This is a genomic window from Bacillus sp. MN7755, from assembly GCF_054771475.1.
Genome location: NZ_BTRL01000009.1, coordinates 12,066 through 27,983 on the forward strand (window position 1 = coordinate 12,066; position 15,918 = coordinate 27,983).

16 protein-coding genes and 2 riboswitches are annotated in these 15,918 nt (G+C 35.4%); of the genes, 8 read left to right on the forward strand and 8 right to left on the reverse strand.

The window, feature by feature from the left end; genetic code table 11:
* Positions 1-18 precede the first annotated feature (18 nt).
* Positions 19-525 carry a DoxX family membrane protein gene (locus ACYVEC_RS11135; RefSeq protein WP_063223540.1) on the reverse strand — a complete coding sequence of 169 codons (507 nt, stop codon included), beginning with the start codon at positions 523-525 and terminating at the stop codon, positions 19-21.
* Positions 526-683: 158 nt separating this feature from the next.
* Positions 684-1,970 carry a DUF5068 domain-containing protein gene (locus ACYVEC_RS11140; RefSeq protein WP_098555334.1) on the reverse strand — a complete coding sequence of 429 codons (1,287 nt, stop codon included), beginning with the start codon at positions 1,968-1,970 and terminating at the stop codon, positions 684-686.
* Between the two features lie 439 nt (positions 1,971-2,409).
* Here ACYVEC_RS11140 and ACYVEC_RS11145 point away from each other — a divergent pair, with 439 nt between their 5' ends.
* On the forward strand, positions 2,410-3,186 hold the full coding sequence (locus tag ACYVEC_RS11145; protein WP_063223542.1) for an SDR family oxidoreductase: 777 nt from the start codon (positions 2,410-2,412) through the stop codon (positions 3,184-3,186).
* Between the two features lie 37 nt (positions 3,187-3,223).
* Here ACYVEC_RS11145 and ACYVEC_RS11150 read toward each other — a convergent pair whose 3' ends face one another.
* From ACYVEC_RS11150 to ACYVEC_RS11165, 4 genes are all read right to left on the reverse strand, one after another.
* Positions 3,224-3,892: a methionine ABC transporter permease gene (locus ACYVEC_RS11150; RefSeq protein WP_460506439.1), complete on the reverse strand. Its 669-nt coding sequence runs from the start codon at positions 3,890-3,892 to the stop codon at positions 3,224-3,226.
* Entirely contained in the window at positions 3,867-4,907 is a 1,041-nt protein-coding gene (locus ACYVEC_RS11155; RefSeq protein WP_063223543.1) for a methionine ABC transporter ATP-binding protein, read from the reverse strand. The genes ACYVEC_RS11150 and ACYVEC_RS11155 overlap by 26 nt, the downstream gene beginning before the upstream one ends.
* Before the next feature lie 12 nt (positions 4,908-4,919).
* Complete coding sequence (locus ACYVEC_RS11160; RefSeq protein WP_063223544.1) at positions 4,920-5,732, reverse strand: MetQ/NlpA family ABC transporter substrate-binding protein; 813 nt, start codon at positions 5,730-5,732, stop codon at positions 4,920-4,922.
* Positions 5,733-5,816: 84 nt separating this feature from the next.
* A riboswitch (SAM riboswitch) is annotated at positions 5,817-5,931 on the reverse strand.
* Between the two features lie 80 nt (positions 5,932-6,011).
* A complete protein-coding gene (locus ACYVEC_RS11165; protein WP_063223545.1) occupies positions 6,012-6,920 on the reverse strand; it encodes an NAD(P)-dependent alcohol dehydrogenase in 909 nt (302 codons plus the stop codon).
* A gap of 156 nt (positions 6,921-7,076) precedes the next feature.
* Between ACYVEC_RS11165 and ACYVEC_RS11170 the strand changes: the two genes are divergently transcribed.
* The 5 genes from ACYVEC_RS11170 to ACYVEC_RS11190 all read left to right on the forward strand — a co-directional run bounded on the left by ACYVEC_RS11170 (position 7,077) and on the right by ACYVEC_RS11190 (position 13,096).
* Positions 7,077-7,841 carry a DUF6612 family protein gene (locus ACYVEC_RS11170; protein ID WP_063223546.1) on the forward strand — a complete coding sequence of 255 codons (765 nt, stop codon included), beginning with the start codon at positions 7,077-7,079 and terminating at the stop codon, positions 7,839-7,841.
* Between the two features lie 111 nt (positions 7,842-7,952).
* Complete coding sequence (locus tag ACYVEC_RS11175; protein WP_063223547.1) at positions 7,953-9,389, forward strand: FAD-binding oxidoreductase; 1,437 nt, start codon at positions 7,953-7,955, stop codon at positions 9,387-9,389.
* Positions 9,386-9,919 (forward strand): MFS transporter, encoded by a 534-nt coding sequence (locus tag ACYVEC_RS11180; protein WP_063223548.1) that lies wholly within the window; start codon positions 9,386-9,388, stop codon positions 9,917-9,919. The genes ACYVEC_RS11175 and ACYVEC_RS11180 overlap by 4 nt, the downstream gene beginning before the upstream one ends.
* A gap of 78 nt (positions 9,920-9,997) precedes the next feature.
* Positions 9,998-11,716, forward strand: a complete 1,719-nt coding sequence (locus tag ACYVEC_RS11185) for a DUF3981 domain-containing protein (protein ID WP_063223584.1) — start codon at positions 9,998-10,000, stop codon at positions 11,714-11,716.
* A 120-nt stretch (positions 11,717-11,836) separates the two neighbouring features.
* Positions 11,837-13,096, forward strand: a complete 1,260-nt coding sequence (locus ACYVEC_RS11190; protein ID WP_275718678.1) for a multidrug effflux MFS transporter — start codon at positions 11,837-11,839, stop codon at positions 13,094-13,096.
* A 33-nt stretch (positions 13,097-13,129) separates the two neighbouring features.
* Here the strand turns inward: ACYVEC_RS11190 and ACYVEC_RS11195 are convergent, their stop codons facing one another.
* Positions 13,130-13,576 carry a hypothetical protein gene (locus tag ACYVEC_RS11195; protein ID WP_063223549.1) on the reverse strand — a complete coding sequence of 149 codons (447 nt, stop codon included), beginning with the start codon at positions 13,574-13,576 and terminating at the stop codon, positions 13,130-13,132.
* A gap of 274 nt (positions 13,577-13,850) precedes the next feature.
* On the opposite strand from ACYVEC_RS11195, the gene ACYVEC_RS11200 reads away from it, so the two are divergent.
* Positions 13,851-14,354 carry a hypothetical protein gene (locus ACYVEC_RS11200; RefSeq protein ID WP_063223550.1) on the forward strand — a complete coding sequence of 168 codons (504 nt, stop codon included), beginning with the start codon at positions 13,851-13,853 and terminating at the stop codon, positions 14,352-14,354.
* A 16-nt stretch (positions 14,355-14,370) separates the two neighbouring features.
* Here the strand turns inward: ACYVEC_RS11200 and ACYVEC_RS11205 are convergent, their stop codons facing one another.
* Positions 14,371-14,586: a DUF3951 domain-containing protein gene (locus tag ACYVEC_RS11205; protein WP_063223551.1), complete on the reverse strand. Its 216-nt coding sequence runs from the start codon at positions 14,584-14,586 to the stop codon at positions 14,371-14,373.
* A 169-nt stretch (positions 14,587-14,755) separates the two neighbouring features.
* Positions 14,756-14,861: riboswitch (SAM riboswitch) on the forward strand.
* 136 nt (positions 14,862-14,997) lie between these two features.
* Here ACYVEC_RS11205 and ACYVEC_RS11210 point away from each other — a divergent pair.
* The gene (locus tag ACYVEC_RS11210) at positions 14,998-15,915 is read left to right on the forward strand and encodes an ABC transporter permease (RefSeq protein ID WP_063223552.1); all 918 of its coding nucleotides are present in this window, start codon (positions 14,998-15,000) and stop codon (positions 15,913-15,915) included.
* The last annotated feature ends 3 nt before the right edge of the window (positions 15,916-15,918 follow it).

The following is a 15,918-nucleotide window of genomic DNA, read 5'->3' on the forward strand; positions in this document are numbered from 1 at the left end:
TTTAAAATTAAACTGTTACTACGCAGTTTTACTTAATTTATATGTTTCATGGTTGTTTTTACGGAAAAGTTTAGGGAAAACATAGCCATCTAATCCAATACGTCCAGCATTCTGTCCTGCAACTAAAATGAACATAGTTAAAATAAGCAGGTTTGGATTTATACTAACAGTTCCGCTTAATAAAAATGAAAGGTTCATTATGATTCCGAAAAATGCAGCTGTTTTTGTTAATCCGCCTAAAATCAAACCTAGACCTACTAAAATTTCGCCCCATTGAACTAAAAAGCTAAATAGGTCTGCATTTGGAAGAACAAAGTGTTGAAGGAAATCTGCCCACCAACCTTGCACAGCAGGGTGATCACCTGACGCCTGAGCAATAGCGCCCTTTAGAAAACCACTTGCGTCAAAGGATTGTCCGAAAACTTTACCTATCCCAGCAGCAAGCCATGCATATCCTATGTAAAGCCGTAAAAATAATAATATGAAAGCAGCACGTTTATCAGTTCTTAAAAAATTGATAACCATTGAAATCCCTCCAATATTGTATTTACAAGTTTATTATATATCCATTGTGAGAAGATTCACAATGGATATAATGTGAACAAAAATAGTGTTTTTATAAAAATAAAGAAGGCATATAACAATCATATGTTATATGCCTTTTCTATTATATATTTAGTAATTTATTTAGGTAATGTAAATTTCGCTTTTTTACCTTGTGAAATATCTTTAGCTTCTTTATTTCTCATAGGTCCTAACTCAATCTCAAAGCTTTTGTCTTTCCAAATCTTTTCATACTGCTCTTGATCTAAAATAAATACTTGCAGTAACTCTCCAGATGTTCCCGTTTTGACTGAAGCGTTATAGTCGTAATTTAGTAGCATACCTTCGTTAATTGTATATTGTGTACCATCATTCACTCTTAATGTAGAGCTTATAGGAGATAGTGAAACGTCTTGTGTATCTTTGTTATCAAGTTTGAATTGTACTGTTAATAGAACAATACCATTTTTGAAATTTGCAAAGCGCGGAGCTTCAACTGAATTTGGTGTGAATTGAGTAAATTGGTATCCATCTAATGTAACATTAACAGCGCCTAATTCTTGGCTGTTATTAATACTTGATTTCTCTTTTAACATTTTTTTATCGCCCATGTTATTAGCTGTAGCTTTATCTTGGTAGAAAGTTTTATCTGCTGCAACTTTTTCAGAGCCTTGTTTGTTTAAACTTAATGAAAAGTTTCCAGGGCTTCCGATTGGGGCATCAAATTTCCCTTTATTAGCTTGTGCGGTCGGGACATTGACTGAGACTGTTGAGAGACTAGAAATTTTTTCTAAATCATCTTTTCCGAATGGATAAGCGATATAACCAGAAATAGTTTCTCCTGCTTTTACTAAGTAATCATTCGTTGGAGCAAGCTTAGTTGGCAGTTGATCTTCTTTTGGAATTAAATCTCTATAGTTACTATATACTTTCTGTGCACCAGTAAACGATATGTCTAATGCTGGCATATAATAGATATCTTTAGCTGAACTATTTTTTACGCTATAGTTCACAAGAATAACTCCGCCCTCTGTTTGACGGTTAAATGGAATGTTAAAGTCCGTATGTAATCCATTTAATTCAACTAATGTATAACTATTCATTAATACTGAAACATCTTCAGCTTTATAGACTTGTGGTTCCTTATTTTCAAAAAGAACTTTTGTTTTCCCGCCTGTTTCTTTTTCCATGTAGGAAATCAGTTTAGAATAATCGCTGGAGCTAGTAGCGGTATTTTCCGTCTTTTTATCTTCGGTTTTCTTGTCTTCGGATTTTTTTTCTTCAGTTTTCTTTTCTTTCGTTGTATCCGTTTTTTCTGTTTTGTTTTCTTTTTGTTCTTTATTTGTCGTATCGCTTTGACCACAGCCAGTTATTACAAAAGCTGCTACGATTACTACAGAAAATAAAGAAAGTAATTTTTTTGACATGTTTCTTCCCCCTATTTGTTTAAAACTAAATTCTCACATTAGCCCCATGTTTTATTATAAGAAGGCTAGTCAATATTTACCAGCATTTTTTCTAATTATTTCCATTATTTAAATATTATAATATAGTAAAATTGATAGGAATTTGGCATGAAATAGTGACTTTTATTTTTTTATCATTTGAAGTATTACGTCATATTGGTATGATAGAAATAGAGAGATATGGAAAGGAGACAAGGACTCAATATGTGGATGAATTTGTAATGATTAGAAATTAGATAGATGAATTTTTCTCTCATAAGTGAGGGTTTATTTAGCTATCTATAAATCATGCAAGGACTGCATATTTGGCTTGTACATCCCTTTTGTAAGGATAGATACGTATGTAGGGAAATTTATATCTCTTATATAAAATATGCATCCTTTAAAATTGGAGGAGTATATGATGAATCAATTAAAAAATAAAGTAGTGGTTGTTACAGGTGTAAGTCGTTTAGATGGTATAGGCGCAGCGATTTGTAAAGAATTAGCTGAAGCGGGATACGATATATTTTTTACATATTGGACAGCTTACGATAAAGAGATGCCTTGGGGCGTTGATCAAAGTGAACAAATACAATTAAAAGAAGAGTTGCTAAAAAACGGTGTGAAAGTATCGAGTATGGAGTTAGATTTAACTCAGAATGATGCACCGAAAGAGCTTATAAATAAAGTTACTGAACAACTAGGGTACCCTCATATATTAATTAATAATGCAGCGTATTCTACGAATAATGATTTCTCTAATTTGACTGCTGAAGATTTGGATAAGCATTACATGGTAAATGTTCGTGCTACAACATTGTTAAGTAGTCAATTTGCCCGAGGATTTGATAAGAAATCTGGTGGTAGAATTGTGAATATGACTTCGGGGCAATTTCAAGGGCCTATGGCAGGAGAACTTGCGTATGCAACAACGAAGGGAGCTATTGATGCTCTTACTAGTACGTTATCGGCGGAAGTGGCCCATTTAGGAATAACAGTGAATGCAATTAATCCAGGGCCAACTAACACAGGATGGATGAATGAAGAGATAAAGCAAGGATTAAAACCAATGTTTCCTTTTGGCAGAATTGGTGAGCCAAAGGATGCAGCAAGGCTCATTAAGTTTTTAGTAAGTGAAGAAGCAGAATGGATTACGGGGCAAGTTATTCATTCAGAAGGTGGATTCAAAAGATAAAAAGAAGGTATCTCATTTTGGTGAGATACCTTCTTTTTTAATCTTTCTTCAATCTTCGTGCGACACCATTTCCTAAAGACTGTAATCCTTGAACGAGGATAATTAAAATAAACACGGTTGCATACATTACTTCAGGTTCATAGCGTAAATGTCCGAAGCGATATGCTAAGTCCCCTAGCCCGCCAGCACCTACAAGACCAGCCATTGCTGTTGCGCCAATTAAGCCGATCGTTGCAATTGTTAATCCAAGTACAAGGGAGGGACGCGCTTCTTTCACCATGACATGCCAAATGATTTTTATAGTAGAGACTCCCATTGCTTGATATGCTTCAATAACACCACGGTCTACTTCTAATAAAGCCGTTTCCATTAAACGTGCAATATAAGGAGCTGTAAATACGACAAGTGGTACAATCACACCTTGCACACCAATAGAGGTCCCCATTAGAAACTTTGTAAAAGGTAAAATGAAGAATAATAGAATGATAAATGGAAGAGAACGAATGATGTTAATAATTGTATTTAGAATAGGGTAGATGATTTTATTTTCGCGCTGTCCACCAGGTCTTGTTAAAACAAGTGTGACGCCAAGTGGTAACGCAATAAGGATAGAAATTAACAGCGAAATAGATGTCATTTGAAATGTTTGAACGGTTGCTTCCCATATGACTTTACCCCATTCATCCAAAAAGGACTTGTTTCCCATAGTCTGTTCTACCTCCTTCTACGATGATTCCTTGTTCTTGTAAAAACGATAAAGCACAGTGAATTTCATTTTGTTCACCTTGCATATGAACGACAAGTTTCCCGTATGCCTCGTTTTTTAATTGTGTAATATTACCGGATAAAATATTCGGATATACTTGGAAACGTTTTGTGGCAACAGCTAAAGCAGGTTCCCCTGAAGTAGTGCCAATAAATGAAAGGGTTACGATTTCCCCGGTACTTTGTAGCTCTTTTTGTACCTCTTCTGGAATTTTCGCTGCAAAGGCACTATTTACAAATTTCTTTGTTGTTACATGTTGTGGGTTTGTGAAAATATCCTTCACAGTCCCGCTTTCGACTACAGCCCCTTGTTCCATAACAGCAACCTGGTCGCATATACGCTGGATAACATTCATTTCATGTGTAATGAGTAAAATCGTAATTCCGATTTCTTCGTTGATTTTTAATAACAAATCAAGAATAGAATCAGTTGTTTCTGGATCTAAAGCACTTGTCGCTTCATCACTTAATAACACTTCCGGTTCATGTGATAGTGCACGAGCGATGGCCACACGTTGTTTCTGACCACCAGAAAGCTCACTTGGATAGGCGTCTTTTCGATTAAAAAGATCGACAATACGTAAATACTTTTCCACCCTTTTTTCAATTTCTACTTTTGAAATGCCAGCAAGGCGTAAAGGTAGTGCGATATTTTCATAGACGGTAACGGTTTTAAGTAAATTGAACCCTTGAAAAATCATTCCGATTTTTTGTCGCGCTTTTGCTAGTTTTTTTGTCGACAGTGTTGTTAAGTCTTGCTCGTTTACAATGATGTTTCCTGTCGTTGGTTTTTCTAATAAATTTACACAGCGAATTAATGTGCTTTTACCAGCGCCGCTATATCCAATGATTCCAAATACCTCACCTTTTTTTACTTGAAGGGAAGTAGGTTTAAGAGCTTCCACATTCCCTTTTTTTGTTGTAAATACTTTGGATACATTTTTCAATTCAATCATTATCCTCAGCTCCTACCAAGACGGTAAAACAGAACCATCAAATTTTTTCTCGATAAATTCTTTTACTTCTTTAGATTGATAAGCCTTCTTTAATTTATTTACAATAGCATCATCTTTATTTTCAGTACGAACAACGACCCAGTTCACATATGGTGAATCTTTTCCTTCACGGAAAATAGAATCTTTCGCAGGGCTTAATTTTGCACCTAATGCAAAGTTTGTATTAATTGCAGCTGCTTTCACTTCACTTAGTTGTGTTGGCAATTGAGATGCCTCTAATTCAACGATTTTTAATTTTTTTGGATTTTCAATTACATCTTTTGCAGTCGCTTTTTCTGTAGCTTTTGGATCCACTTTTAAAACCCCTGCTTTTTCAAATAGCTTTAAAGCGCGAAGTTCATTCGTTGGGTCATTTGGTACAGCAATTGCATCGCCCTCTTTTAAGTCTTTTACATCTTTTATATCTTTAGAATATACGCCCATAGGGAATGTTACAGTTGAAAATACTTCAGTTAATTTCATATTGCGTTCAGATTTAAATACGTCTAAATATGATTTCGTTTGATAGCTATTTACATCGAGACTTTTTTCATCTAAAGATACGTTTGGTGCTACATAATCATTAAATACTTTTATATCGATTTCGAGTCCGTCTCTCGCTGCCACTTCTTTTACCTTTTCAAAAATTTGTTCATGCGGTCCACCTGTTACGCCGACAGTAATCTTTTTCTCATCTAACGCTTTTACCTCTTTATCTGAACCCCCGCTACATGCGCCTAATAATAGTACCGCCCCACTTACAATACTCAATAATACCTTTTTCATCTATAATTCCCCCTTAATATACGTTTCAAAATAAAAAGCACCTCTCAAAATAAGAGAGGTGCCGAATAGACAAAATAGGTTCCTCTCTTATCTTCCAAAACGAAAACTCGTTTTGCAGGAATTAGCACCTTAGCTTATACGTCATAAGCTCGGTTGCCGGGCATCATCGGGCCAGTCCCTCCGCCACTCTTGATAAGAGTATGTGTATGTAGTTTTTTAATATGGTACTAATAGTAAATCTTACAAAAAGAATTGTCAACGTTATTTTCTGAATATATTTTATTTTAAGATAATCGAGACATTCCCTTTTTTATGCCCTTTTTCTACATATATATGAGCTTCAGCAATTTCTTCTAATCGGTAAGTTCTATCAATAACGGGTTTTAAATTTTCTGTTTCAGTTAGTTTTTTTAGTAGAAACATATCTTCTTTACTGACCTTTGCCATCATGCCATTAACAGAGACATATACACCAGTAGGCGTTAATGCTTTTTTTCCAAGGGATCTTTTATGTTTTCCAACAGCATCAAATATAATATCATAGTATTCCCCCTGCTTAGTAAAATCTTCTTTTGTATAATCAATTACTTTATCAGCTCCTAAAGATTGCACTAGTTCAAAATTTGAATGACTACAAACAGCTGTAACGATTGCGCCGAAATATTTAGCAAGTTGTACGGCAGCTGTTCCTACTGATCCAGATGCACCATATATTAGCACTTGTTGCCCCCTTTTTATACGGGCCTTTCTTAGGAAGTGTAGTGCCGAAGTTCCGCCAAAGGGAATAACTGCTGCTTCCTCATACGTCACATTGGTAGGCTTTAATGTTATTAATCCACTTTCATGTACACATGTATATTCTGCATAACCACCGACATTAAGCTCTGTTAATGCAAAAATTTGATCTCCTTTTTTAAATTGAGTTACATCTGTTCCTATTTCTTCGATTTCACCGGATAACTCTACACCGAGTATAGGCTTTCTCGGTTTTCTAAGTCCTAATACAAGTCGCATAGGAATCCAAAATAAGAGAGGGCTATTAAATCCGCGTATTCTACAATCTCCAGTCGATACACTTGTTGCGTGAATTTTAACTAATACTTCATTCTTTTTAGGGATAGGTTTCTCTGCATCTTGAAGTTTGAGAACATTGGGTGGTCCATACTTTGTGCAAATTATTGCTTTCATAATGACCTCCTGAAATGAGTTGTTGTTATTTACATCATATTTAGCTAATTCTTTAAAAATGTTGCTATGAGAGGAATAAAGTTAAATAGGGAGATTAAAAATTATATAGATTTCAGAGGGAAACAGATGATATCCTTTTGGAAAGGAGGGGTAATTATGAAAAAACTTATTTTAACTTCTAGTTTAGTCCTTGCAATCAGTCTAGGGGTAGGGTGTAGTAATGAGAAAACAGCAAAGACGGATGAGCTGAAAAAAGAATCAGTTCAAAAAGAAAAGGAATTAACGGCGAAGGATGTTTTCAAGAAAACGAACGAAGCTTTTAAAAATGAAGAACATGTAACGATGACATATGGTGTAGGGGTAAAAGCTGAGGGAACAGAGATGGATATATTAAAGGCTAAGATGCAATTAGAGCCAAAGACAAAGAATTCTCGTTCTGAAATGAATATTTCCGGTACAGATGTTGTAGTGTATACTGTGGATGGTAAAGTTGCTGGTGAGGTAAAAAACCCTAATACAGGAGAAGTTATAACCGTACCAGAGGAGCAATTAAACGCTGGTGGAATGAAAGCGACTCAAGATATTATAGATAAGTTAGAAGTACCGGAAGTAGTTTTAGATAAAATGAAGATGGAGAAAAGCGGAGATAAATATAAACTGAAATTTACATTAAAAGGGCAAGAAACAGAAAGTATGTTAACTAGCATGGATGAAACGCAGAAGAAAATGTTACAAGCACAAAATGCGAAGATAGAAGAAGTGGATGCAGAATATATCATTACAAAAGATTTTAAATATGAATCAGCAAAGATAGACATGATTATGAGTAGTAATGGCAAGGATAAAGCACACATTATTACGAACGCAAAATATACGTCGTACGAAAAGTTTGACCCAATACAATTACCAGCAGCAAAGTAACAGTTTTGATGAGGAGGGACCTAAAATAAGGTCCCTCTTTTTTGTATTCTTTATTCATAGGAAAATAGGTACAATATAAAGAGGAAAAGATGTAGAAGAGGAGAGTGTCATTTGAAAAAAGGAAAGATAGCGGTGGTCATTGTAGCATATACAGTGTTGCTTGCAACGTCTGTACATACATATAAAAAACAACTTAATCATCCTATTATGAGTGATGTAGGCAAATTGCTTCCGACAAAAATAAAACGTGTTGAAAGTGCTACAGATGAGCACTCGTTAATACAATTATTGCGAGATGCAAATGTTTCAGGAGAGAAGATTTCTATTGCTGGTATGCAACATAGTCAAGGCGGTCAGACATATTATGCACATGGTACGATGCTTGATATGAAAGGGTATAATAAAATATTAGAATTTAACCCAGAGAAGAAGGAAATTACAGTTCAAAGCGGTGTCACGTGGAATGATATTCAGAAGAAAGTAAATCCATATGGACTGGCCGTTCAAGTAATGCAGTCTCAAAATATTTTTACAGTTGGCGGTTCATTAAGTGTGAATGTACATGGTCGTGATATTCGTCATGAAGCATTGATTGATACAGTCGAATCATTTCGATTATTAATGGCAGATGGCACCGTACGTAATGTAAGTAGAGAAGAGAATGCGGATTTATTTCCTTATGTCATTGGCGGTTATGGGTTATTTGGTGTTATTTTAGATGTGACTTTAAAGTTAACAGAAGATGAATTATATGAAATGCATACGAAAATGCTAGATTATAAAGAATACACGTCTTATTTCAAAGAGAAAGTGAAAAAAGATGAAAATGTTCGTATGCACTTAGCTCGTATTTCTGTTGCTCCAAACTCATTTTTAAAAGAGATGTATGTAACAGATTATACATTGGCACAAAATCAAAATATGAGGGAAGAGTATAGTGAGTTAAAAGAAGAAACTATTATAGCTGCGCCGAAATTTTTACTTGGATTATCACGCTATAGTGATTGGGGAAAGAATACATTTTGGGATATACAAAGAAGTTATTTTGAGCGTACAGATGGAAAGTATGAGACGCGAAATAATGTTATGAGATCCGATAGTGCCTTTATGGAATATGAAAATCCGAATAGGACAGAGGTGTTACAAGAATACTTTGTGCCTATAGATTCTTTCACGGAATACATAGATGATTTACGTAACGTATTAAATGAGGAAGAGTTTAATTTGCTCAATATTACGATTCGTTATGTGGAAAAGAACGAAAATGCAGTTTTATCTTATGCGAAAGATGATATGTTTGCACTGGTCCTTTTAATTAACCAGGGGCGTTCTGAAAATGAGATAAAGAAAACAGAGGGTGTTATTCAAAAAATGATTGATGTTACGTTAAATCATAACGGTAGTTATTATTTGCCGTATTATCCTTATCCAACGAAAGAGCAGTTAAAGAAAGCATATCCTCGTATAGAAGAATTTCTTGGAAAGAAAAAAGAAACGGATCCAAAAGAGAGATTTGTGAATTTATTTTATAGGGAGTATACGAAATGACATATAGAAGATTTGTAGCATCACAAAGCATTATTATGATGGCGGGAAGTATGGTGTTTCCCTTTTATATACTATTGCTTCGAAACGTTGGGAATAGCTTCTCACAATTTGGCTGGGCATATGGTTTGTTCGCTTTAACTTCAGCACTTGTATACCCGTTAGTAGGAAAGCTGTCTGATAGAGTAGGCGATCAAAAATTATTAATTATATATGCCTGGTCCATGGCAATATTAATGCTTTGTTTTCCTATTGCCACGGAAGTCTGGCATGTGTATATTCTTCAAATTGTAATGGGAGTTTTAGGGGCTGTGCAACGTAATACAGAGAAGACGTCGTTAGCACGAAAGGTTGTGCAGGAAAATGCCGGTTATGAGATTGGGAAATACCATGTATGGACATCGATTGGTGGAGCAGTAGCGATTATCGCAACAGGATATTTAGTAGATTTCTTTACGATTGGTACGATTTTTTACATTGCATCAATCTTATATGTAGCGAGCGGAATTGTATTAAGCAGTAAAAAAATATGACCATTCCCATTTTTACCTGAATAACCTTTATTTGTTATACTAAAGGGGAAGACAAAAGAAAAGGGGACATTGCCTTTGATAAAATTTTTAGTTTTAGCTATTCTCACTTTGTTTTTGATTCCATGGACAAGAAGCGGTAGTAGAATTCGAGCAGTGGATAAGAAAGGGGATGAGAAGGTTGTAAAGGGTAAGAAATCATCAATTTTAGTTATTCCTGTTTTATTTTGGATAGGGATTGCAATCTATGAATATCTTTGGCTAATTGATGATAGAGTAGATTCGATTCTTACTCATTATGCTGTTGCAGTAGCGATATTAATTGGGCTTGTTTTATTTTCACAAGATAAGGTAGGGAAATTGGAAGGCACGTTAAAGGGACTTCTAATGTTTATTTTACTCGCAAGTTACGGCTATTTTGGTTATGTGCATGATATAGTAATCACGCAAAAGAAATATGATTCTGTTGTGAAGGTAGAGAAAGATATTTCAGAACCATTTACTGAAAATGACCAGCCGTTTACAGTGCCGCCAAAGACAGCGGAGAATAAGATGAAAAAAGTATTTGGAGATATTCCGAAAGTAGCTTATTTTGAACTAGGGGAATTAACTCCGCAAATGGTAAATGGCGAAGCTTTATATGTAGCACCGATTGAAGTTTCAGGATTTTTTAAAGCACGTAAAGCTGAGACAATTCCAGGCTACGTAACGATGTCAGGTACAAACCCTGATGCGGAAGCGAAACTGCACCTCGGTTATAAAATGAAATACGTGCCAAGCATGTTTTTCGGAAATAATTTAGAACGTGTTGTACGAAAAGCAGAACCAAATTTAATCTTTAAAGGGAAACCGAAATTCGAAGTTGATGATAAAGGGAAACCGTATTATACAATGACGTATGGTGAATTTATTTCAGGAAGATCTGGATTTGAGGTAGAGGGCGTTGTAGTAGTAGATGCACAAACAGGTGAAGTGAAAAGATACGATAAAGGAAAGGCGCCTAAATTTGTTGATGGCGTATTAAATCACGAGACCGCATCTACATTAAATACGTATTTTGGTAAATATATTCACGGATTTTGGAATACAAAATTCTCGCAAACTGATATGAAGATCCCGACTGAGTGGGGAACGAAAGAAGGAGTTACACCAATCTTCGGTAAGGATGGAACTCTATATTACTTTACTGATTTCACCTCTCCGAAAGAAGGAGTAGATTCTGCGTTAGGTTACTCGCTTATTGATGCGCGTACAGGTAAGTTGTATTACTATAACGGAAAAGAAGTAAAGGGAATTATGGATGGTTCAGCTGCTTCGGAAGTAGTGGATAACTCCTTTAAGAGAGAAAAGTGGCATGGGACAATGCCGGTTATTTATAACGTGTATGGCAAACCTTCTTGGATTGTACCAGTTATTGATGACGGAGGATTAGTACGTGCTCATACGGTTATCTATGCTTCTAATGCGAAAATATTTGCAACAGGTTCGACGCAAAAAGAAGCGCTTGAGAATTATAAAAATGCGCTGAGCGGAAGTGGAGATTCATTTAGACCGACTTCAAGTGGTAAAGAGGCACAAAAAGAAGGCGTTGTACAACGTGTATATAAAGAAAAATCAGGTGAAAATACAATTGTTTATGTACTGTTAGAGAACGAACAAAAAGTATTTATGATACCTGCGAAAAAGTTCCCATATGCTATGTTTACAGAAGTGGGAGATCAAATTCAAATCACATATTTAGATACAGGAGAGGCGATGTCTTCAGTATCTAAATTTACAAATAGTAATTTGAACAAGTAAAGCGATAGAGATTCTATCGCTTTTTTTTTTACAGAATTAAACAGGAAAATGCACTATACTTGACGTATGTTTATGTTGTAACTATAATTGTTACGATTTAGTATGTGTAGGAAAGGGTGAATGGAAAAAGTGAATGAGGTTAATCAGGAAATATATAAGCCTGTAAAGACAAACAGGTTATGGATGATTCTTGTACTAGGGACACTTACGGCAATTGGGCCGTTATCTATTGATATGTATTTGCCTTCGTTACCGAAATTAACGGATGATTTACAAACAGGTGCATCCCTTGCACAGCTTACATTGACAGCTTGTTTGCTGGGGCTTTCAGTAGGACAATTATTTATTGGTTCAATTAGTGATATTTACGGAAGGCGCAAACCTCTTATTATTGCTCTTATTGTTTATGTTGCATCTTCATTACTTTGTGCTGTTGCGCCATCTATTTGGACTTTAGTGTTATTGCGCTTCTTACAAGGAGCTTCAGGATCAGCCGGGATTGTTATATCACGTGCAATGGTACGTGATATGTACTCAGGTTTTGAAATGACGAAGTTCTTCTCACTGCTCATGTTAGTAAATGGAGCAGCACCTATTTTGGCGCCGATTATTGGGGGGCAATTATTGCAGTTCACAACATGGCGCGGTGTATTCATCGTTCTTGGAGCAATTAGTGTATTCATGTTAATATCAGCTACTTTCGTATTACGTGAAACATTACCTCCTGAAGAAAGAGAAACAGGCGGTTTGTCAGGGACATTGGCGACATATGGGAAACTCCTAAAAGATCGTTTGTTTATGGGATATGCATTGTCACAAGGATTAGTAACAGCGGCAATGTTTGCTTACATTTCGGGATCACCATTTGTATTGCAAAATATATACGGAGCATCACCACAGCAATTTAGTTTATTCTTTGCGATTAACGGTATCGGTATTATTATTGCTAGTCAGGTAACGGGTCGTTTAGCGGGGAAAGTGAATGAGAAGACATTATTTGTTGCTGGTATTATTATTGCAGCTGTTGGTGGCTTATCTTTACTACTGACAATCGTACTGGGAATAGGTTTAATTGGTGTTTTATGTTCATTATTCCTTGTTGTATCAAGTGTCGGGGTTGTATCAACAACGGGGTTCTCGTTAGCGATGAGAAATCAGAAACAAGCTGCAGGAACAGCATCAGCTTTATTAGGTTTATTACAGTTCATTTCAGGAGCACTTGTTGCGCCGTTAGTAGGTATTGGTGGAAGCAATACTGCATTACCGATGGGGATTGTGATAGCTCTTTGTGAAATTGGTGCTGTGTTATGTTATCTCTTTATGGCCAGAAGAAGTGAGAAGCAGTTTGAACTGCAACAAAGACAAAATTTAGAGGCTTAACAAAAAAGAACTGATTCAAAGGGAATATTTGAATCAGTTCTTTTTTTCATTTCTTTGAAATACCTCATACATATTATTCATGATCGTATCATATAAAACAGCAAGTTTATCCCACACCCAGCGATTACTATCGACTTCTTTTTCACCGCAGTCGATAATATCGGTGTGATCGGTAATTTTATACGCTTTTTTAACGATAATAGGAGCAATCTTCGGTATGCGTGGGATTTCTTTTAAGATATCTGCAAAGTTTCCAATGTAGATGTGACCGATGATTTCGATTGTTAATGATTTATCCGATATATTTAGCACAGTATAAAATTGATTTGTATGTTGTTGTTTTAAATATTGGGCTAACTTAAATGGAGCATGCTTCTTTTTTAATACGCGGCGAAGGCTCTCTGTATTTTCAATATGAAGTGACTTTTCGCGAATGAGGACACGAATATCTTCTCCCATAAAAGGCATTGTTTTGTACATAGATGATTCTCCTTAAAAACTTACATATGCTTGCTTTATGCATATGTAAGTCTAGCATGGTTTGTTCTTTATGTGTGCTTACAGTTTTGTAAGGTGAGGTAGTAAAGCAGTGCAAAAGTTATTTGTATAAAGTGACGATACTGTGACAAACATGTTGGTATATATATTACGATGTCGTCTTAAGTGTAAAAAGTAGGGTGTTCTCGGTATAATAACAAGTGGAGATAAAAGAAACTATAATGAGTAGTAGCTGTAGATAAAAGGAGAATTCGAGATGAAGAAGGTTTTGGGTATTGCTGTAATGGGAAGTATGATCCTTCTAGCAGGATGTAATGGAAGTAAAGATACGAAAGAACCGAAAGAAAAGGTAGAGCAGTCTACTGAGCAAACGGAAGAGATGAAAGAATACCGTGCAGTACATGAAAAATATGATTTGAAAATGAATAAAGAAATTAATAAAGCACTGCAGTTATTTGAAGTTGCAAAAGAAAAGGGCGGTAAGGAAATAACAAATGCTGCATATAAAGAAGATGTGCAGAAGGTAACAACGAGCATGTTAGAAGATATTGATCATATACGTAAAGAAATTCGTGTTCCGAAGTCGAAAGAGCAAGAACATGAGGTATATATTGGTTTCTTGAATGAATCGGAACAAGCGATGAAAAAATTACAGAAGCTGGCTAAAGAAGAAGATTCATCGTTGATTCGTGATATAGAAATTAATTTTGCAACAGCATCGACATACTATAAACGTTTTCAAGCAGAAACGAAAAAATAACCTTGCCTGTGCAAGGTTATTTTTTCTTCTTACCATCGCCGTCTTCATCCTCGGATACTAATATCTTCTGTTCTTCGTGAAATTCGGAAATAGTTTGCCCGGTAATATTATCGAAAGGGGTATAAAAAAAGGTGATACTTTTCTTTTTGATGAAGAGTTTGTAGAAGCCGATGATGACAAGTATAACGATTGTTAATGGTAATCCTATAGTAGCTAGAAGTAAGGGGTCCATCTTATAACTCCTTTCATATCATTTTTTTTATTATAAGCGAAATAAGACATAGATAAATAAAAGTGTTAAAAACTGATTTTTCTAAATATATCCAATTTGATTGACTTTTCATTTTTTCAGAATTATAATTCGAAATATACAATTTGAACCAAATAATAATATAGTAATTTACTTATCCAGAGAGGTAGAGGGACTGGCCCTATGACACCTCAGCAGCGGGTTCTGTAATAGGAACACCGTGCTAATTCCAGCAAGCAAGTCTTGAAAGATAAGTGATGGGCCTTTGTTTATTAAGCCTTGATCTTATTTTTTAAGATCAAGGCTTTTTGTATTCTAAAAAGAGAAAAGGGAGTAATTGAAAAAGTACGTTCATAAAACAAAGTAAATATATGTGTTTAGGAGGTTATTAGAGTGTATGTAATTAAAAAATTATCGGTTATGGTGTTCACACTATGGGTTATTACGACAGTGACATTTCTAATTATGCATATTATTCCGGGAGATCCATTTTCATCAGATGCAAAAATCTTTCCTGAAGAAGTGATCCAAAACATGAGAGCGAAGTATCATCTTGATGAACCGTTATGGAATCAATATGTTGCTTATTTAGACGGTGTAGTTCATTTTGATTTTGGTGAATCCGTTCAGTCGACAGGACAAGGTGTATCAGAAATTATAACGACAGGATTTGGTCCATCAGCAATTATCGGTCTACAAGCACTTATTATTTCATTGTTAGTCGGAATTGCTGCAGGTACATTTGCTGCCCTGTATCATGGCAAAGTAATTGATTATAGTGTGAGCTTACTTGCAATTCTCGGTATTTCTATTCCAAGTTTTATTTTAGCACCACTATTCATACAAGTATTTGCTATCCAATTTGAATTATTACCAGTGGCTTCTTGGGGAACATTCGAACATACAATATTACCGTCTTTCGCATTGGCACTAGGACCAATTGCAGTGATTACAAGATTTGTTCGTTCTAATATGATTGAAGTTTTGCAGAGTGATTATATTAAGCTGGCGAGAGCGAAAGGTATACCAATTAAAAAAATCATTATAAGGCACGCTCTTCGGAATGCAATTGTTCCGGTACTTACATTTGTTGGACCATTAATGGCTGGACTGTTAACAGGGACTTTCGTTATTGAAAAAATATTTTCCATTCCTGGTTTAGGAAAATATTTCGTAGATAGTATTTTTAATCGAGATTATCCGGTAATTATGGGAACAACCATTTTCTATAGTGCGCTATTGATTGTATGTATTTTTATTACAGATATCATTCATCGTATTGTTGATCCGCGCATTCGTTCTATTACGTAAGGA